At 28.8% G+C, this 19,955-nt stretch carries 18 protein-coding genes; 15 read left to right on the top strand and 3 right to left on the bottom strand.

All coding sequences use genetic code 11. The features are described from left to right. Positions 1-9: 9 nt before the first annotated feature. Complete coding sequence (locus B5D11_RS04120) at positions 10-1,137, bottom strand: glucose-1-phosphate adenylyltransferase (protein WP_078681981.1); 1,128 nt, start codon at positions 1,135-1,137, stop codon at positions 10-12. Between the two features lie 47 nt (positions 1,138-1,184). Next, entirely contained in the window at positions 1,185-3,131 is a 1,947-nt protein-coding gene (glgB, locus tag B5D11_RS04115) for a 1,4-alpha-glucan branching protein GlgB (RefSeq protein WP_078681792.1), read from the bottom strand. 766 nt (positions 3,132-3,897) lie between these two features. Between glgB and rd the strand changes: the two genes are divergently transcribed. Next, positions 3,898-4,059: a rubredoxin gene (gene rd, locus B5D11_RS04110; RefSeq protein WP_078681791.1), complete on the top strand. Its 162-nt coding sequence runs from the start codon at positions 3,898-3,900 to the stop codon at positions 4,057-4,059. Between the two features lie 128 nt (positions 4,060-4,187). Here rd and B5D11_RS04105 read toward each other — a convergent pair whose 3' ends face one another. After that, on the bottom strand, positions 4,188-4,607 hold the full coding sequence (locus B5D11_RS04105; protein WP_078681790.1) for a hypothetical protein: 420 nt from the start codon (positions 4,605-4,607) through the stop codon (positions 4,188-4,190). 221 nt (positions 4,608-4,828) lie between these two features. Here B5D11_RS04105 and B5D11_RS04100 point away from each other — a divergent pair, with 221 nt between their 5' ends. From B5D11_RS04100 to accB, 14 genes are all read left to right on the top strand, one after another. Next, positions 4,829-6,061, top strand: coding sequence for a competence/damage-inducible protein A (locus B5D11_RS04100; protein ID WP_078681789.1), 1,233 nt, complete (start codon positions 4,829-4,831; stop codon positions 6,059-6,061). A gap of 253 nt (positions 6,062-6,314) precedes the next feature. Next, a complete protein-coding gene (dmpI, locus tag B5D11_RS04095; protein ID WP_078681788.1) occupies positions 6,315-6,503 on the top strand; it encodes a 4-oxalocrotonate tautomerase DmpI in 189 nt (62 codons plus the stop codon). Positions 6,504-6,936: 433 nt separating this feature from the next. Beyond that, positions 6,937-9,219: a glycoside hydrolase family 65 protein gene (locus tag B5D11_RS04090; protein ID WP_078681787.1), complete on the top strand. Its 2,283-nt coding sequence runs from the start codon at positions 6,937-6,939 to the stop codon at positions 9,217-9,219. A gap of 70 nt (positions 9,220-9,289) precedes the next feature. Beyond that, positions 9,290-10,312, top strand: coding sequence for a LacI family DNA-binding transcriptional regulator (locus B5D11_RS04085; RefSeq protein WP_078681786.1), 1,023 nt, complete (start codon positions 9,290-9,292; stop codon positions 10,310-10,312). A 149-nt stretch (positions 10,313-10,461) separates the two neighbouring features. Then, positions 10,462-11,688 carry an ABC transporter substrate-binding protein gene (locus B5D11_RS04080; protein WP_078681785.1) on the top strand — a complete coding sequence of 409 codons (1,227 nt, stop codon included), beginning with the start codon at positions 10,462-10,464 and terminating at the stop codon, positions 11,686-11,688. A gap of 58 nt (positions 11,689-11,746) precedes the next feature. Next, positions 11,747-12,703: a carbohydrate ABC transporter permease gene (locus B5D11_RS04075; protein WP_205693959.1), complete on the top strand. Its 957-nt coding sequence runs from the start codon at positions 11,747-11,749 to the stop codon at positions 12,701-12,703. Between the two features lie 14 nt (positions 12,704-12,717). Further along, positions 12,718-13,554 carry a carbohydrate ABC transporter permease gene (locus B5D11_RS04070; protein WP_205693957.1) on the top strand — a complete coding sequence of 279 codons (837 nt, stop codon included), beginning with the start codon at positions 12,718-12,720 and terminating at the stop codon, positions 13,552-13,554. Between the two features lie 302 nt (positions 13,555-13,856). Continuing rightward, positions 13,857-14,345, top strand: coding sequence for a MarR family winged helix-turn-helix transcriptional regulator (locus tag B5D11_RS04065; RefSeq protein ID WP_078681784.1), 489 nt, complete (start codon positions 13,857-13,859; stop codon positions 14,343-14,345). A gap of 101 nt (positions 14,346-14,446) precedes the next feature. Further along, positions 14,447-15,427 (top strand): beta-ketoacyl-ACP synthase III, encoded by a 981-nt coding sequence (locus B5D11_RS04060; protein ID WP_078681783.1) that lies wholly within the window; start codon positions 14,447-14,449, stop codon positions 15,425-15,427. A 108-nt stretch (positions 15,428-15,535) separates the two neighbouring features. Further along, entirely contained in the window at positions 15,536-16,471 is a 936-nt protein-coding gene (gene fabK / locus B5D11_RS04055) for an enoyl-[acyl-carrier-protein] reductase FabK (RefSeq protein WP_078681782.1), read from the top strand. 12 nt (positions 16,472-16,483) lie between these two features. Further along, positions 16,484-17,425: an ACP S-malonyltransferase gene (gene fabD, locus B5D11_RS04050; RefSeq protein ID WP_078681781.1), complete on the top strand. Its 942-nt coding sequence runs from the start codon at positions 16,484-16,486 to the stop codon at positions 17,423-17,425. A gap of 2 nt (positions 17,426-17,427) precedes the next feature. Then, entirely contained in the window at positions 17,428-18,168 is a 741-nt protein-coding gene (gene fabG, locus B5D11_RS04045; protein WP_078681780.1) for a 3-oxoacyl-[acyl-carrier-protein] reductase, read from the top strand. 69 nt (positions 18,169-18,237) lie between these two features. Next, the gene (fabF, locus tag B5D11_RS04040) at positions 18,238-19,473 is read left to right on the top strand and encodes a beta-ketoacyl-ACP synthase II (RefSeq protein ID WP_078681779.1); all 1,236 of its coding nucleotides are present in this window, start codon (positions 18,238-18,240) and stop codon (positions 19,471-19,473) included. Between the two features lie 16 nt (positions 19,474-19,489). Further along, positions 19,490-19,954 (top strand): acetyl-CoA carboxylase biotin carboxyl carrier protein, encoded by a 465-nt coding sequence (accB, locus tag B5D11_RS04035; RefSeq protein ID WP_078681778.1) that lies wholly within the window; start codon positions 19,490-19,492, stop codon positions 19,952-19,954. Position 19,955: the final 1 nt, after the last annotated feature.

The following is a 19,955-nucleotide window of genomic DNA, read 5'->3' as shown; positions in this document are numbered from 1 at the left end:
TACCCCTCCTTAATCAACTATTTGTCCTTCGCCAACAACTGTAATATTTGTGCCGTCACCAAGATTTATATTGTCTCCTATTATTACATCGCTTCCTATAATAGCTTTATTGATAGTAGAATTAGATTTAATTTTAGTATTTGACATTACAACAGAATCAACTATTTTACTTCCTTCTGAAACATGAACTCCAGGGAATAATATAGAATTTATAACATCTCCATAAACTTCGCAGCCATCAGATATGAGAGAGTTAATAACTTTTGAATTTTTACCAATATGCTGTGGAGGAAGAGTAGGACTTACAGTATATATCTTCCATGATTTATCATGAATATTAAGCTCATTGTTTTCATTTAATAAATCCATGTTTGCTTCCCATAGACTTTCTATTGTACCTACATCTTTCCAATATCCTTTAAAAGGATAGGCAAACATTCTTTTTCCTGCTTCAAGCATACTTGGAATTACATTTTTACCAAAGTCATTTTTAGAATTTTTATCATTTTCATCTTTTATAAGAAATTGTCTTAATACATCCCAATTAAATATATAAATTCCCATTGATGCAAGAGTGCTTTTTGGATTTTTAGGTTTTTCTTCAAATTCGTATATCTCATAGTTTTCTTTTGCATTCATTATTCCAAATCTGCTAGCTTCTTTTAAAGAAACATTAAGAACTGCTATTGTTGCATCTGCATTTTTTTCTTTATGAAATTCTAACATCTTTGAATAATCCATTTTATATATATGATCACCAGATAATATTAATACATATTCAGGATTGTATCTGTCTATATAGTTCATGTTTTGATATATGGCGTTTGCAGTACCTTTATACCAATCTGCGCCATTATCTCTCATATAAGGAGGTAATATACTTACTCCTCCTGTGTGCCTATCTAAATCCCAAGGAGTACCTATACCAATATGGGTGTTTAAAATAAAAGGCTGATATTGTGTAAGAACCCCTACAGTATCTATACCTGAATTTGAGCAATTGCTAAGTGGAAAATCAATAATTCTATACTTCCCGCCAAAAGGTACAGCAGGTTTAGCTATTCCTTTTGTGAGTATCCCAAGTCTGGTGCCTTGTCCTCCCGCTAGTATCATTGCAATCATTTCTTTCTTTTGAATACTCATTTTTATCCCCCTTAAAGTTATAATTTTATTAAATCAAAATGCTATTTAATTTTAATAGCTTTTGATGGAAGCTTTATTTTATATTTATAATGTGGTTTTATAAAAATTGTAGCTAAAGGTGGTATAGTGATTTCTATATGATAAGGCTGATTGTGCCAATTTTCTATATGAGGTTTTATAACATCTTTATTTAAAACATTAGAACCACCAAAAGCTTCATTGTCACTATTAAATATTTCTTTATAATGAACAAAACTTGGTACACCTATTTTATAATTATGATATACAACTGGTGTAAAATTACAAATAACTATAATAAAATCTTTTTTTTCTTTACCTATACGCATAAAAGATATTATGCTTTGCTCAAAATTTTGATGATCTATCCATTGGAAACCTTCATAACTGTGATCTACTTCCCATAAAGCTTTTTCTTTTTTATAAAGAGAATTTATCTCTTTAAAATATAAATTAAGAGATTTATGCATTGGATAATCTAAAAGTGTCCAATCTAAGCTATGAGTATAACGCCATTCTAAAAATTGCCCTATTTCTGCTCCCATAAATAAAAGTTTTTTACCAGGATGAGACATCATATATCCATAGAAAAGTCTTAAATTTGCAAATTTCTGCCAATAATCTCCAGGCATTTTATCTAAAAGAGATTTTTTACCATGTACAACTTCATCATGAGAAAGAGGAAGTATAAAATTCTCTGAAAATGCATACATAAGCGAAAAAGTTATTAAATTATGGTGATATTTTCTGTAAATTGGATCCATTTGCATATATTTAAGCATGTCATTCATCCAACCCATATTCCATTTATAGTTAAAACCTACACCATTTAAATAAGTAGGTGCTGTTATGTATGGGAAACAACTGGAATCTTCAGCTATCATAAGTACATTAGGGAAATATCTAAATACAGTTTTATTTAATGTTTTTAGGAAATCAATAGCATCTAAATTTTCATTTCCACCAAATTTATTTTTTATAGACATTCCTTCTTTTTTACCATAGTTTAAGTAAAGCATATTAGCTACTGCATCTACTCTTATGCCGTCTATATGATATACATCAAACCAAAATAGAGCATTATTTATTAGAAAATGACGTACCTCTTTTTTGCTTAAATCAAAGTTAGCAGTTCCCCAATCAAAATTTTCAGCTAAAATAGGATTATCGTATTCATAAAGAGGTGTACCATCAAATCTATATAAACCATGAGAATCTTTACAAAAATGTCCAGGAACCCAGTCTATCAAAACACCTATATTGTTTTGATGAAATTTGTCTACAAAATACATAAAATCTTCTGGTGTACCGTATCTGCTTGTAACTGAATAATATCCTGTGCTTTGATATCCCCAGGAAGCATCAAGAGGATGTTCTGTAACAGGTAGTATTTCTATGTGTGTATAACCCATATCTATAACATATTCTACTAATTCGTCAGCTATGTCTTTATAATTTTTAAAATTATCTTCATCATCTTTATTTTCATCTCTTTTCCAAGAACCTAAATGCACCTCATATATATTTAAAGCTTTGTCATAAAGAGGGGTTGTACTTCTTTTAAATATAAATTCTTCGTCGTGCCAGGTATATTTATCAAGAGATACTATTTTTGAGGCTGTGTTTGGCCTAAGTTCAGAATAAAAAGCATAAGGGTCTGATTTTAAAAATTTTTTATTATCTAAAGTTATGATTTCGTATTTATATATGTCACCGCATTTTAAATTAGGTATAAATAAAGTCCAAATTCCAGAACTTTTTATTTTTTTCATTTTGTGTAACGAGCCTGTCCAATTATTAAAATCACCAACAACGCTTACATATTTTGCATTAGGAGCCCAAAGGGTAAATCTAACTCCAGAAATACCATTTATTGTTTTTAAATGGCTTCCAAAAATATTATAGGTTCTAAATTTTTTTATTTTATTTGAATTTAATATAACTTTTTTTGCATATTTAGGCTTATTCATAAGTTCACCCTTTCTTTATAATTATAAACAGAATAAAAATAGTAAATTTAAATAAAATTGTAAAAACATTACAATTTTATTCGTTTTAGTAAGCATTTGTCAAGTGTATTATAAAAAATTAAACCATTACAAAAATTTTAATATAGTGTTTTTTACTAAAAAAGGCAGAACAATAATTGTTCTGCCTAATTCAGCTGTCAAATAACCTAAGTCAAAACTCTATGGTTTTTTATTCCTTAACAACATATTACAGTTTTTTTTGTAAAACGTCAACAATATAATGCTTAATTAGCATATAATTTTAAATATTTGAAATTATTTTAATTATATCATTTACATACTATTATTAAAAATATTATAAATTAAAACTTTAATATAATCTGTATTTTTGCAATTTATTTATTAATTTTATTTATCATAAATATTTTTATTGAAATCCAATTAATAACTATAATTATCTCACCAAAAGTTTTTTGTTAAATATTGACCGCTATATATAGATATAATAGAAATTTAAAAGCACTATAAATTGTATAGTGCAAATTAATTTACAGCTTATTGTGGCTAAATTATAATTGATATTAAAACATTTAATTTTACTAATAATTTTACTAAAAAAGAATAAAATAATTTAGTGCAAGGTAAAATAATATCTATGATACAATAATTTAACAATTATATTTTAACTAGCTATTTACACTTTGGAAAGATATTGATAAAATATAATTAGTATTAATTGATATTAAATGTTAGGGAGGAAAAAATTATGAAAAAATATGTTTGTATAGCTTGTGGATATATATATGACCCAGAGCTAGGAGATCCAGATAATGGTGTAAATCCTGGAACTGCTTGGGAAGATGTACCAGAAGATTGGGTTTGTCCACTTTGTGGAGTTGGAAAAGATCAATTCGAAGAAGCTGAATAATATTAAAAATAATATATAAAATTTAAACAGGCAAGAGAATTTAGATAAGAGAATTAATGCATCCCCATTAAATAAACTTCAAAATATCTAGCTGATGAGTAGTTATATGTACTCATCAGCTAGTGTTTTTACTGCCAATTCCTATTTTTTTTATTAAAAGGAGCATTATTATTAGGGATTTTTTCTCTAATAATATTTTTATTATCAAGAATTCTTGCTCTTTGATGTTTAACTATTGTTCTATCTGTTAATATTCCAAGACCAAAACAAATAATACATATAAGTACGAATAGAACTGTTTTTTTTAACTTAGGGTTAATACTTTTTATTTTATTTTTTAAAGCAGTGTGTATTTTGGGTTTACTTTTGCTTGGCGAAGAAGCATTTGAAAAATTATTATTAATTTTACCTGGGTTTTTAGAAGATTCATTAAAATCTTTTGGTGCATCTATATTTAAAGAATTTGTATCATTAGTAAGAATAATATTTTTATCATCAGTATTTTCAAAAGTATTCTCAAACTGTTGTTTTTCATTTTCAAAATTCATATTTTATCATCTCCTAACTTTAAATATTTATTTTAGTTATATAGTAAACCTGTTATATTGCAGTAGCTTGGCAATATTATGAATAATTAATTAATAAATTAATGTTTAAATAAATTTATAACTTAGATTGGAAAATTTTTTAATTTCCATATTAGGTTAGACTTTATAATTTATATGATTATATAAACCATAAATTTTTATATATGAAAGAAGGTTTAAATATGAAGGCAGAAATATTAGCTGTTGGAACAGAAATATTGCTTGGAGATATAGTAAATACTAATACTCAGTATATAGCAAAAAGACTGTCAGATTTAGGTATAAATGTATATCATCAATCAGTAGTTGGGGACAATGAAGAAAGACTTTCAAAAGCTTATGAATTAGCTTTTGAAAGAGCAGATATGGTGATTACCACAGGGGGACTTGGACCAACTAAAGATGATTTGACAAAAGAAATAGGTGCTAAATATTTTGGTAAAGAATTAATTTTGCATGAAAAATCATTAAATCATATTAAAGAATTTTTAAGTAAATCAGGGAAAACTATGGTGCAAAATAATATAAAGCAAGCATATATACCAAAAGATTCAATAGTTCTACCTAATCCTAATGGAACTGCTCCAGGATGTATTATAGAGGAAAATAATAAAATACTTATAATGCTTCCTGGACCACCAAAAGAAATGATACCTATGTTTGAAAATTATGTAGTACCATATTTACAAAAATTTTCGGAGGGAGTTTTGCTCTCAAAGGTACTTAGAGTAGCGGGACTTGGTGAAAGTGCTATGGCAGAGATGGTAGATGATATAATAGAGAAAAGTAAAAATCCTACAGTAGCCCCATATGCAAAGGATTTTGAAGCAATACTTAGGATAACAGCAAAGGCAAAAACAGAAGAAGAAGCTTATGAATTAATAGCTCCTGTTGAAAAAGAGATAAGAGAAAGATTAAAAGATAATATATATGGTGAAGGTGAAACAACTTTAGAAAATGTTGTTGGGAAGATGCTTATTGAGAAAAACTTAACTATAGCTACAGCAGAATCTTGTACAGGAGGACTTTTGGCAGGAACTTTAATAAATTATCCAGGTATTTCTTCGGTATTTATAGAAGGAGCAATAACTTATAGTAATGAAGCTAAAATGAAAAGACTTAAAGTAAAAGAAGAAACTCTTGAAAAATATGGCGCAGTAAGTGAAGAAACAGCAAGGGAGATGGCTGAAGGGATAGCAAAAGCTGCAGGAACAAATATAGGGGTCTCTGTAACGGGTATAGCAGGTCCATCAGGAGGAACAGCAGAAAAGCCAGTAGGACTTGTGTATGTTGGTCTATATATCAATGGAAATATAAAAACAAAAAAATTAAACTTATCAGGAGATAGACAAAAGATAAGAAATAGCACAGTTATAAACACACTTGACTGGATAAGAAGAGAACTTTTAAATTAGAATAGCTTATAGTTTATATATTTATTTATAATTTAGTCTATATAATTATATATATATTTTTTACAAATCAATACAAAAAATTTCTGCCATTCTAGCTTGAGTATAGTTATTTATAAACTAAAAATTGAGTTATAATTTAAATTGTTATAAATAAAGAAAAATTTGATTAAAAATTCAACAGGATTACAGTATAGATATGCAAATTTAGAAAAGATAGTGAAATGTTTCAATTTTTAGAAGGGAGGTGATTTTTATGCCATTTATTCAATTTGATGGGCCAGAGCTTACTAAAGACAAAAAAGCTGAGCTTGTAGCTAAACTTACTAAAACTTCTTCAGAAGTATTAGGAATTCCAGAACAAGCATTTCAAATCTTAATAAGAGAAAATAGTATGGATAACATAGGAGCAGGAGGCAAATTGTTATCTGAAAGACATAAATAAATTTATAAATATAAACTAAAATAAAGCAATGTTTTTGTAATTTAAAAAGAGTCATGAATAAATAAGGAAAATCCTTATTTATTCATGACTTTTTTAATTTTATAACAAATTTTATTTTTAATTTTAATTTTTTTATTATTTTAATTTTTTTATTTTTTTATTTTTGTATACTATGTTGAATATTTTAAAATCCATATTAACATATGTCAAAACAAATCTACAAAAACAAAACAAAAATTTCACAAAAACAAATAAAAAGAGTTTTTGATAAAATAGATGAATTATAAAGAAAAACAGTTCTAATTTTAAAATTTAATCTATTTTAATGTTTGAAAATGATTACTAAAAGGATATATAATAAATATAACAAAAATAAAATACAAAAATATATATAAATTTTTCGGAATAACAATATTGAATTGGGGGCGAAAATATGGACTTGCTATGGGAAATAGTTCAAGATAAATATAATTCAAGAGAAAATAGAAAATATGAAACATTATTTACTTTAGCTAATGGATATAAAGGACTAAGAGGAGCATTGGAATTTTCTAAATTAGGAGAAAGAGGAAATTTTATTGCGGGAATATTTGATAAAAATACTGCTCAAGTTACTGAAATAGTAAATTGTCAAGACATATTAGGATTTAATTTATATATTGAAGAAGAACTTGTAGATTTAGATATATGTGAAATATTAAATTTTACAAGAAAACTTAATATGAAAGAAGGTATATTAAGTTTTCAATTTGAAATAAAAACTCCAAAGGGAAAAATAATAAAGGTAGCATCAGAAAGATTTGTAAGTAGAAATAATGTACATAGATGGGCAGCAAAATATTTAATTACACCAATTAATTTTAATGGGAAAATTTTGATTGAAAATATTATAGATGGGACAATTACAAATAATACATTAGATCCTATTAATACTACTAAACATTTTAATGTAGAAGAGTTAATAGATTTAAAACCAGGAATAGCTCTTATTACATCTACTATTGATAAAAAAATTAAAATCATGGAAGGTACTTCACTTATTGGGCTAAATGAAGAAGGGAATTTTTTAAAAGAGAGAAAATTCAATAAATTTGGAGAAAAGGTAAGGGAACTTTATCAAATTTTTGCTGTAAAGGATAATGAATATACGATTTATAAGCTTGGAGCTACTTATACTTCTAGAGATATAAATTGTTCTATAAAAGAAGCCTTTGAAAAAGAACTTAAAGATTTTATATATGATGGTTACGAAAAAGAAAAAGATGCACATATAAAAATTTGGGAAAAAATATGGACTAATATTGATATAAAAATTAAAGGTGATGATTTAGCACAACAGGGAATAAGATTTAACCTTTTTCATTTATCCTCATCAGCTTATGAAGGAGATGACAAAATAAGCATAGCTGCAAAAGGACTTCATGGAGAAGGATATAAAGGACATGTTTTCTGGGATACAGAAACTTTTATGCTTCCATTTTTTATATATACAAGTCCTGAAACAGCAAAAGCACTTTTAATGTATAGATACAATACTTTAGAAGGAGCTAGAAAGAATGCTATGCTTAATGGCTTTAAAGGAGCACAATTCCCTTGGGAATCAGCAGATGAAGGTGTTGAGGTTACTCCAAAGTGGGGAATAGATTATTTAGGGAATCCAGTTAGAATATGGACTGGAGATGAAGAATTTCATATAAATTCAGATATAACTTTTGCTATTTGGGAATATTATAGAGCTACCAATGATGAAGATTTTTTAAAAAATTATGGGCTTGAAATATTTCTAGACACTGCAAAATTTTGGCAAAGCAGAGTAGAATATAATAAACTTAAAGATAGATATGAAATAAACAATGTTATAGGCCCTGATGAATTTCATGAACATGTGAATAATAATGTTTATACAAATTATCTTGCTAAATGGAGTATTAAAAAATCTCTTGAATTAGTTGAATGGATAAAGAATAAAGATATGTCATTTTTTAATAATATTTGTATTAAACTTGGATTAAATAATGAAGATTTTAAAATATGGCAAGATATTCAAGAGAAAATGTATATTCCTAAAAGCAAGGATGGAAGAATTATAGAGCAGTTTGAAGGATATTTTGATTTGAAATATATAAAAATAACTGAATATGATGAAAATGGTATGCCAGTATGGCCTAAAGATGTAGAGTTAGATAAACTTGGAGAAACACAGCTTATAAAACAGCCAGATGTAATTATGCTTATGCTTATGCTCAGAGAAGAATTTGATGAAGATGTTAGAAGAGAAAATTATAAATACTACGAAGAAAGAACTATGCATAAGTCATCTCTAAGTCCATCTATGTATTCTATTATGGGACTTTCTGTAGGAGATAGCAATAATGCTTATAGATATTTTATTAAAGCTATTATGACAGATTTAAATGATAACCAAGGTAATACAGAACTTGGAATTCATGCGGCAAATACTGGAGGAGCTTGGCAAAGTGTAGTATTTGGATTTGGTGGATTAAGTGTAGATAAAGATCAAAGACTTAATTTTAATCCATGGATACCAAAACAGTGGAATGAACTTTCATTTAATATAAATTGGAGAAAAAATATAATTAAAGTAACTATAAAAGAAGATGAAGTGTTATTTGAAGCATCAGAGCCTGTAGAAATATTGGTATATAATAAGTGCTGCAAATTAGAAAAAGATAAAGTACTTTCAGTAAAAAGATAATTGATATTTTATTAATTTGTGCTTATAGATATAATTAATTTAATTAGTTATATAAATTGGGGGTATTCATATGGAAAATAAGCAAGTTACAATAAGAGATGTTGCGAAAAAAGCTGGAGTATCTGTAGGCACAGTTTCAAGAGCTTTTAATAATTACAGCGACATTAGTGAAAAGACAAGAAAAAATATTTTAGAAATAGCAGAGCAGTTAGGATACAAGCCTAATGTAATAAATAAAACTCAAAATAATGGGAAAAATTACAGGCTTGGTATGCTTATAGAAGATTATGATAATGATGCTATTTTAAATCCAATAGTTTTTGAAACTTTAATGGCTTTTAAAAATTCTGCTTCAAAGCAGGGATATGAAACTATTATACTTTCAACTACAACAGATATGCAGAAAAATAAAAATTTATCTACTCTTTTTAATGAAAAAAATTTAGATGGTGCATTTATAATGGGAATTAAACTAAGCGATGATTATTACAAAGAGCTTACTAATATAGAATATCCATGTGTAATGTTTGATGTAAGCATAAAAAATCCTAAAACAACTTGTGTAGGAGTTGATAGTACTAAAGGGGCTTTTATGGCGGTAGAACATCTTATAAATCTTGGACATAAAAAAATAGCTTTTATAAATGGACACAAAGATGCTTTTGTAAGCTTTGAAAGATTAGATGGTTATTATTTAGCATTAAATAGATATAGTATTCCTATAGATGAAGATTTAATAGTATATTCAGACTTTACAAGTAAAGGAGGAGGTTTGGCTGCAGAAAAACTTATAAACTCTAATAAAGAATTTACAGCTGTATTTTGTGCTAGTGATCTTATGGCAGTTGGAGCTATTGAAATGTTTGATAATTTTGGACTAAAAGTTCCAGAAGATATATCTATAGTTGGCTTTGATGATATTACAATAGCCCAATATATGAGTCCTAAACTTACAACTATAAGGCAGGATAGATACAAAATAGGAGAAAGTGCGGCAACAGCTCTTATAAATCTTATAAATGGTCAAAGCTTTGATAGAATAGTGGTGATGCCAGAACTTGTAATAAGAGAATCTACTAAAGAATTGATTTAAAAACTACAATTGATAAACAATTTTCATAATATAAGGCTTTATAAAAGATGCAGATTTTTTTATAAAGTCAATGATTAATAAAGAAAACGTTTATCAAATTGTAGGTTTAAATAAATATCCAATATTATTATAATACAGGGGGAATGAAAATGAAAAGAAAAAAATTATCAGCTTTATTATTAAGTGCTTTAATTAGTACAAGTATATTTGCAGGATGTACAAAAAATAATACTAACTCAACTAACCAAAATTCAGATGATAAAGATGTAAAAATTGTAAGGTTAGGATGTTGGGGATCAAATGATGCAGAAACTAAGATGTTAGACGATCAAATTCAAGCTTTTCAAAATAAATATCCAAATATAGTAATTAAAAAAGAAGTTATAACTGGTGATTATTTACAAGCTATTCAAAGTAAAATAGCCTCAAAAACAGCTCCGGATATATATTATCTTGATGTATCTCTTGCTTCAAAGTTTATGAAAGAAGGAATTATAGATCCAATTGATGAATATTTAGATAAAGAAGATATGAAAGACTTCTTTCCTAACCTTTTAGAAGGTTATCAAATGAATGGAAAAACATACGGTATACCAAAAGATTACAATCCTTTAGTTCTTTATTATAATAAAGACATGTTTGAAAAAGCAGGAATTAATCCACCTACAACATGGGAAGAATTAAAAATTGCTGCAGAAAAAACAACTAAAGATGGAGTTTACGGTTTATGTATTGAAAATGACCCTCAAAGATTTGGAGCATTTATACTTCAAAATGGAGGAAAAATTAACGATGGGGATAAACCTGCTTTTAATAGTAAAGAAGCAGTAGAAGCATTAGATTTTTATTATTCTTTCATAAAAAATAAGACAGGTGCTACATTCAAAGATATGGGAACTGACTGGGCAGGTGCAGCTTTTGCACAAAAGAAAACAGCTATGATTATGGCTGGAGGATGGGTAATACCTTATATGGCTCAAAATGCTCCAGATGTTAAATATGGCATGGTTACGCTTCCTAAAGGAAAGCAAAATGGGAATTTAATGTTTACAGTTGCTTATGTTCTTAATAAAGACTCAAAAGTTAAAAAAGAAGCTATGGAAGCTGCTAAATTTTTAACAGGCAAAGAAGGATTAAAAATAGTTGCAGAAAGCGGTCTTGCAATACCTTCAAGAAAATCTATGGCAGATGTTTATATTTCTAAATTCCCAGAAAGAAAAGCCCTAATAGATGCTACTGAAGGAGCAACGGTTGCAAATTATGGATTAAATGGAAGCAAAATTTTAGATGCTTTATCTAAAGCAGGTGAAAAAATTCAGTTTGGTAAAGCAGATGCTGCAACAGCTTTAAAAGAAGCAGAAGAAGCAGTTAAATAATTATAATTACAGGGGGCCTTCACGCCCCTTTTAAAAAATAGGGGATGGAGGGACTTTTATGGAATCTAATGTGAAAGATAGCGTAATTTTAAAAAATAGAAAAACTAATAAAAAAAGCAGTATGAAAACTTTAGCTAAAAAAGAGAAAATAGAAGGACTGCTTTTTATGGCTCCTTTTATTATATTAGTATCTATATTTTTTATAGGTCCACTTTTTGTAGCTTTTATGTTAAGTTTTAAGGAGTATTCATTTTTAGATGCTAATTCTATGTTTCAAGCAAAATGGGTAGGACTAAATAATTATATTTCAGTATTAAAAAATGAAACATTTTTAAAAGCTTTAAAAAACACAACAAAATATACTCTTGGTGTAGTTCCTATCCAGCTTATTATAGCACTTTTACTTGCTATTGTAGTTAATGGTAAAATAAAAGGCAAATCTTTTTTTAGAACTGTTTATTATATACCAACTCAAACTTCTGCTGTAGCTGTATCAGTAATATTTTTATTTCTTTTTAAACAAGATGGTGTTATAAATAAAATTACATCAATATTTGGAATAAAGTCATATAATTTTTTATCTGAACCTAAATTTGCACTACCAGTTATTATGGCTATGGCAGTTTGGTCTTCAGTTGGGCTTTATATGGTAATATTTTTAGCAGGGCTTCAAGACATACCAGATTCTTTATATGAAGCTGCTGATATGGATGGTGCTAATAGCTGGCAGTTATTTAGATATATAACTTTACCTATGCTTAAGCCAACTGTATTTTTTAACTTAGTAGTTTCAATGATAGGATGTTTTCAGGTATATGACCAAGCATATGTTGTATCACAAGGGACAGGAGGCCCTTTGGATTCTACTATGACCGTAGTACTTTATTTAACAAGAACAGGTTTTAGAGAATTTAAAATGGGAGAGGCTTGTGCTGTTGCTTTTATATTATTTTTAATTATTTTTGCACTAACAGTTATACAAAGAAAACTGTTTGGTGAAGAAACATCAATGTAAGGAGGATATAGTATATGGAAAATACAAAAAAAATTAAAAAAATTTCAATAGTTAAAATTATATTTTATGCCATTGCTATATTCTATGCTTTTATTTGCTTAGCACCTTTTATATGGACTTTAATAACATCTTTTAAACCAGCTTCAGAAACAGCCAAAATGAGCGTAGATTTTTCTAAACTTACATTTGAAAATTATACCTATATATGGTCTAAGTTTCCTTTTTTAAGATGGTTTTTAAATAGTGTTATAGTTGCTTTTATTGTTACAGCAGGTAATATGATAATAAATTCTATGGCAGGATATGCTCTTGCCAGGATGGAGTTCCCAGGTAAAAAAATTATTTTCTATGTAATTTTGGCTATGATGATGGTTCCAGGTCAGGTAGTAATGGTACCTACTTATATGCTTTTGTCAAAACTTGGATGGGTAGATTCTTATCAAGGGTTAACTATACCATTTTTATATAGTCTTTTTAATATATTTTTAATGAGACAGTTTTTTCTTAATATACCTAAATCTCTTGAAGAAGCAGCATTAATAGATGGAATGGGAAGATTTAAAATATTTTGGAAAATAGCTATGCCTCTTGCTAAACCAGCTTTGTCAACACAATTTATATTAACTTTTGCAGGAAACTGGAATAGTTTTATGTGGCCTAGCCTTTTAGCTTCAACTTCAGAACATTATACTCTCCCTGTAGGGCTTAATTCTTTCTATGGACAGTATTATTCTTTATGGAATCAGGTAACAGCTGGAGTTATGATACTTACTATACCAACAATAATATTTTTCTTAATATTTCAGAAAAATTTTGTAAAAGGAATTGCTACTTCAGGAATGAAAGAATAGAAGAATATTTAGAAAATATTTATTAAAGCACAAAAATTAGTGTTGATTTCTTTTTAAGATAAAATTAAAAAACACTTAATTTTGTGCTTATTTATTGTTTATTCATTTTAGATAAAAATTTGTTCATACATTGTTAATTGTTTATTTTTGGAAATTATTATTGACAATCATTTACTTTTTCTATATACTTTGACTGTCAAAGTATTTATTTTGATAGTCAAACATTTTAATATTGAAATTAGGGGTTGATAAAAAGCACAATTATATGAAAGTGCCTTAAATAAATGGAGAGTGTGTATTTTATGGACAAGACAATAAATGTTTTAAATGAACTTTTAGTAGATATTTTTAATAATATTTTAATAATTGAACAAAGAGCTTTAAGTGGAGAAGAATTTAAGGATTTATCAATTACAGAAATACATACAATAGAAGCAATTGGAATTAATGAAGCAAGAACAATGTCTGAAGTTGCTAAAGATTTAAAAATAACTGTAGGAACTTTAACTACAGCTATAAGTAATCTTGTAAAAAAAGGTTATGTTGAAAGAAAGAGATTAGAGGAAGATAAAAGAGTTGTTTTAATACAACTAACTAAAAAAGGTAAATTAGTTTATAGGATACATGATAAATTTCATAAAGATATGATTAAAGCAATTATAAAAGGATTAAGTCAAGAACAGGAACAAATTTTAGTATATTCATTAAAAAATCTAAATGATTTTTTTAAATCTAAATACAATATTGAAATTAATGGAAAAAATCGACTAAATTTAAAATTAAAAGTGTAAATAATACTTAATAAATGATATACTTGTTTATGTGCAAGTATTATAATAAAATTTATAAATAAATTTAAATTTAATCTGTTTAGTTTGAAAGGATGAATATAATGAAAGAAGTTAAAATTACTGGAGTGGGTAAATACGTTCCAGATCATATTATGACTAATGATGATTTATCAAAATTTGTAGATACAAGTGATGAGTGGATAAGTACAAGAACAGGAATTAAAGAAAGAAGACTTTCTTCTGGAGAAAACACATCTGATTTAGCATCTAAAGCAGCATTAAAAGCGTTAGATAATGCTAAAATTTCACCAGAAGAAATAGACTTAATTGTAGTTGCTACTTCTTCCCCTGATGCTTTAAGTCCATCTACGGCAGTTTTTGTTCAAAAGAATATTGGAGCTTTTAATGCTGCTTGCTTTGATATATCTGCAGCTTGTTCAGGTTTTATATATGCCTTAAATATAGGTTCACAATTTATAAAGACAGGACAAAGTAAGAAAGCACTTATTATAGGTGCAGAAGTACTTTCCAAAGTTACTGATTGGGAAGATAGAAATACTTGTGTGCTTTTTGGTGATGGATCAGGAGCAGTAGTTCTTGAGCCAAGTGAAGAAAAAGGAATTTCATCAATTTTTTGTGGTGCTGATGGAAGAAAAAGTGAATTTTTAGGTATAGGAGAAGGAGCCATTCCAGTAAAAAATCCTTTAGTTAATTCCAAAGAAAGTATTAAAGATATAAAAATAACTATGGATGGCAGAGAAGTATTTAAATTTGCTACAAACATAATTTTAGAAGCAGTGGATAAAGTGCTTAAAGATTCAGGCAATAGCTTAGATGATATTAAATATATAGTTCCTCATCAGGCTAATTATAGAATAATAGAACTTGCAGCTAAAAAACTTGGAGTTTCAAAGGATAAATTCTTTTTAAATTTACAGCATTATGGTAACACTTCAGCTGCAAGTATACCTATAGCATTAGAAGAAATGGCTGAAAAAGAGCTTATTAAAAAAGGTGATAAATTAATTTTAGTAGCTTTTGGAGCAGGATTTACATGGGCAGCTTGTTTAATAGAGTGGTAAAATTGTATATGTAGTCAAATTAGTAAGACTTATAAATAGTATAAGTTAAATGTTCTAAAGAAAAAATAAAAGATAAATTTATTTAAATTTTAAATTAGGAGGAATATTATGTTTAAGTCTGCTTTATGCGATATGATAGGGATAAAATATCCAATTATTCAAGGTGGTATGGCTTGGATAGCTGACAGTTCTTTAGCTTCAGCTGTTTCTAATGCAGGAGGATTAGGCCTTATTGCGGGAGCTAATGCACCAGTTGATTATATAAGACAAGAAATAAGAAAAACAAAGGAACTTACTGATAAACCTTTTGGCGTAAATATAATGCTTATGAGCGAAAATGCAGAAGCTTTAGCAAAGCTTGTATGTGAAGAAGGAGTAAAAGTTGTAACTACAGGAGCAGGAAACCCTGGAAAGTATATAGATATGTGGAAATCTCATGGGATTACTGTAATACCAGTAGTGCCTTCTGTAGCGTTAGCTAAAAGAATGGAAAGAGCAGGAGTAGATGCGGTAGTTGCTGAAGGCTGTGAATCAGGAGGACACGTTGGAGAACTTACTACTATGGCATTAGTTCCTCAAGTTGTAGATGCAGTAAATATACCTGTAATTGCAGCAGGAGGAATTGGTGATGGAAGAGGTGTAGCTGCAGCATTTATGCTTGGTGCAGAAGGGGTTCAGGTAGGAACTAGATTTTTAGTTGCAGAGGAATGTACAGTGCATGAAAATTATAAGCAAAAAGTTTTAGCTGCTAAAGATATAGACACTGTAGTTACAGGAAGACCTACAGGACACCCTGTAAGAGTTATAAGAAATAAACTTGCAAGACAATTTCAACTTCTTGAGAAAAATGGAGCACCACTTGAAGAATATGATGCTTTAGGTAAAGGATGCCTTCCTAGAGCAGTTCGTGATGGTGATGTAGATTTTGGTTCTGTAATGGCTGGACAAATAGCAGGTCTTATAAATAAAAAACAAACTTGCAAAGAAATTATTGAAGAGATGTTTACAGAAGCAGAGGCTGTAATAAAAAAATTTACGGTATAGGAGACAGTAATTATGGGTAAAGTTGCATTTGTATTTGCCGGTCAAGGCTCTCAATATGTTGGCATGGGAAAGGAACTTGCAGATAATATAAAGGTTTGTTATGATATTTTTGATGAAGCTGATAAAGCTTTAGGCTTTGAAATAAGTAAAATATGTTTTGAAGGACCAAAAGATGCTTTAGATATAACTGAAAATACTCAACCTGCAATTCTTACAGTAAGCATAGCTTGTTTAAAAGCTTTAGAAGAAAAGGGTATAGTCCCAGATGTTACTGCAGGTTTAAGTCTTGGAGAATATTCAGCTTTAGTATGCAGCGGTGTTTTAAACTTTTCTGATGCTGTCAGATTGGTTAAAAAAAGAGGTAAATTTATGCAGGAAGCTGTACCTATAGGTGTAGGTACTATGGCTGCTATTTTAGGATTAGATGCTGAAGATGTAAGAAAAATATGTGCTGAGGCAGGAGATAAAGGTATAGTTGAACCAGCAAATTTTAACTGTCCAGGACAAATAGTTATAGGCGGGGAAATTGCTGCAGTTGAAGCTGCAAGTAAAATAGCTAAAGAAAGAGGAGCAAAAGTTATTCCTCTCTCAGTTAGTGCACCTTTTCATACATCTATGCTTGAAAGTGCAGCTGAAAAGCTTAAAGAAGAATTAAAAAATGTTGAACTTAATAATATAAATATCCCATATATAACCAATGTTACGGCTCAATATGTAGAAGAAACTTCTGAAATTAAAGGACTTTTAGAAAAACAGGTAAAAAGCTCAGTTTTATGGGAAAACTCTATAAGAAGAATGCTTGAAGATGGAGTTGATACTTTTGTAGAGCTTGGACCTGGAAAAGTTTTAAGTGGATTTATTAAAAAAATTAATAGAAAAGTTAAGGTTTTAAATGTTGAAGATTTAAAGTCTTTAGAAAAAACTTTAGAAATATTAAATAGTCAGGAGAGATAATAATGTTAACTGGTAAAGTAGCTGTAGTTACAGGAGCTGGTAGAGGCATAGGGAAAGCCATTGCATTAAAGCTTTCTAGACTAGGAGCTTCTGTAGTTATAAACTATAGAAGCAGTGAAAAGGAAGCTAAAGAACTTATTGATGAAATAATAAGTTTTGGTGGAAAAGCTGAGGCAATTAAAGGCGATGTAAGTAAAATAGAAGATGCAGAAAAAGTTATAAAATTTGCAGTAGAAAAATTTGGAAGATTAGATATTCTAGTTAATAATGCTGGAATAACTAGAGACACTCTTCTTCTTAGAATGAAAGAAGAGGATTTTGACAAGGTTATAGAAGTAAATTTAAAAGGTGTATTTAATTGTACAAAACATGCAAGTTCTATAATGCTTAAACAAAAAAGCGGGAAAATAATAAATATTTCTTCAGTTATAGGGCTTATAGGTAATGCAGGTCAGGCTAATTATGCTGCTGCAAAGGCTGGAATTATAGGTTTTACAAAGTCTGTAGCTAAAGAATTAGGAGCAAGAGGAATTACAGTAAATGCTGTTGCACCAGGTTTTATAACTACAGATATGACAGAGGTATTATCTGACAAAATTAAAGAAAAACTTTTAGAAAATGTACCACTAAAAAGACTTGGAAGTCCTGAAGATGTAGCAAACTTAGTAGCATTTTTATCTTCAGATAGTTCAAATTATATAACAGGTCAAGTTATAAATGTAGACGGCGGAATGGTAATGTAAAAATATTTTTATGTATTTTATTTATTAATATTTATTATTCTATTTTAAATTTAAATAAGAGGTGAAAATATGAAAAATAGAGTTGTGGTTACTGGGATGGGTGCTATAACTCCACTAGGAAATGATGTTAGTTCCTTTTGGAAAGGCATAAAAGAAGGTAAGAATGGAATAGATTTTATAACTCTTTTTGATGCAGAAAGAAGTAAAGTTAAAATAGCTGCTGAAGTTAAAGATTTTAAACCAGAAAATTATATCGATAAAAAAGAAGCTAGAAGAATGGATAGATACGGTCAGCTTGCTATGGCTGCAGCAAAAGAAGCTGTAGAAGATTCAGGCTTAGATTTAGAAAGCATTAATAAAGAAAGATTTGGAGTTTTAATTGGTTCAGGTATAGGGGGCCTTTCAACTATAGAAAAAGAAGTTAAAAATATTTTAGAAAAAGGGCCTAATAGAGTTTCACCATTTTTTATTCCTATGGCAATAAGTAACATGGCAGCTGGAAATGTAGCAATAAAATATGGAGCTAAGGGAGTATGTACTTCTGTAGTTACAGCTTGTGCTACAGGTACAAATGCTATAGGAGATGCTATGAAAATCATTCAGCAGGGTATTGCTGATGTAATGATTGCAGGAGGCTCAGAAGGATCTATTACAGAATTAGCTGTTGCTGGGTTTGCTAATATGACTGCTTTAACTACAAGCAATGATCCTAATAATGCTTCAATACCTTTTGATGCAAAAAGAAGTGGTTTTGTTATAGGAGAAGGTGCAGGAATACTTATTTTAGAAAGCTTAGAACATGCACAAAAAAGAGGAGCAAGAATTTATGCTGAGCTTGTAGGTTATGGTTCTACTTGTGATGCTTATAATATGGTACAGCCAGCTCCAGAAGGAGAAGGCGGAGCAAGAGCTATGAAGCTTGCTATAGAAGATGCTGGAATAAAACCAGAAGAAATTTCTTATATAAATGCACATGGAACAAGTACTTATTATAATGATAAATATGAAACTATGGCTATAAAGTCAGTATTAAAAGAAGCAGCTTATAAAGTACCAGTAAGCTCAACAAAATCTATGACAGGTCATCTTTTAGGAGCTGCAGGAGCTATTGAAGCTATAGTATGTGTTAAAGCACTTGAAGAAGGATTTATTCCTCCAACTATTAATTATAAAGATCCAGATCCTGATTGTGATTTAGATTATGTTCCAAATGAAGGAAGAAAAGCAGAACTTACTTATGCTATGTCTAATTCATTAGGTTTTGGTGGACACAACGCAACAATAGTTTTCAAAAAAAGCTGCTAAATAAGGAGAGATTATTATGGATTATAAAGTTATTGAAGAACTTATAAAAACAGTAAGTGATTCAAAGCTGACTTCTTTAGAAGTAGAATTAAATGGAATTAAAATAAAAATGGAAAAAAAGAATGAGCAGGTATTTGTTGATAGAGCACCTGAAGTTCTTAGAACTATTGCATATGAAGAAAAAGAACCTGCTTTAAAAGAAGTAAATAATGTTAAAGAAGAATTTTTGGAAGATAAAAAAGAAGAAGGATTTATTGTAACTTCTCCAATTGTTGGTACTTTCTACGCTTCATCTGGGCCTGGAGCAGAACCTTTTGTTAAGGTAGGCTCAAAGGTAAAAAAAGGCGATACTTTATGTATAATTGAGGCTATGAAATTAATGAATGAAATAGAGAGTGAAGTTGACGGTACTGTTACAGAAATATTAGTTGAAAATGAGCAAATGGTAGAATATGGTCAGCCTTTATTTCGAATTATTTAAT

The organism is Clostridium sp. USBA 49 (assembly GCF_900167505.1).
Lineage (GTDB): Bacteria > Bacillota > Clostridia > Clostridiales > Clostridiaceae > Clostridium_AT > Clostridium_AT prolinivorans.
This window is presented reverse-complemented; position numbering and strand designations above follow the sequence as displayed.